This is a genomic window from Shigella sp. FC1544 (assembly GCF_001722145.1).
Lineage (GTDB): Bacteria > Pseudomonadota > Gammaproteobacteria > Enterobacterales > Enterobacteriaceae > Escherichia > Escherichia coli.
The window spans coordinates 1-585 of record NZ_MECT01000406.1; the positions used below are offsets into that span (position 1 = coordinate 1).

The 585-nt window shown below is 50.6% G+C and carries 1 protein-coding gene and 1 pseudogene; both read left to right on the forward strand.

The genetic code is table 11. From position 1 onward, the window contains the following. Positions 1-57 precede the first annotated feature (57 nt). On the forward strand, positions 58-393 hold the full coding sequence (gene tnpB / locus BGK49_RS17240) for an IS66 family insertion sequence element accessory protein TnpB (protein ID WP_050546149.1): 336 nt from the start codon (positions 58-60) through the stop codon (positions 391-393). Positions 394-423: 30 nt separating this feature from the next. Next, positions 424-585, forward strand: a pseudogene (locus BGK49_RS29660) (IS66 family transposase); the annotation flags it as partial.

Here is a 585-nt window from a genome sequence, read left to right on the forward strand (position 1 = left end):
TCTGCATATCTGACACTTTGGTTCCCACTACTTATTTGGTGGACACCACTTTGTCTAATTCGTCAGATTCTGACCAGACGGTTCAGGCTGTACGCTTACCGTAAGTCTTTCAACGGGCTGGGTGAACAGGTACAGCATGTGCTGAATGATAATCCCTTCTCCGGTCACCTGTTCATCTTCCGTGGCCGACGGGGTGACATGATTAAAATCCTGTGGGCTGATGCTGATGGTCTGTGCCTGTTCACCAGACGCCTGGAGGAAGGCCAGTTTATCTGGCCTGCTGTGCGTGACGGCAAGGTATCCATTACCCGCTCGCAACTGGCAATGCTCCTCGATAAGCTGGACTGGCGTCAGCCAAAAACATCCCGCCTTAACGCACTGACAATGTTGTAAAAATGTCATGGCCGGATTATAAAAACGGCCATGAATCAAAAATACCTCATTCGCATTGCAGAACTGGAATGCCAGCTCCGTCAGAAAGACCAGCAACTGAGTCTGGTTGAAGAGACGGAGGCCTTCCTGCGCTCTGCACTGGCCCGCGCCGAAGAAAAGATCGAAGAAGATGAACGGGAAATAGAACATCTG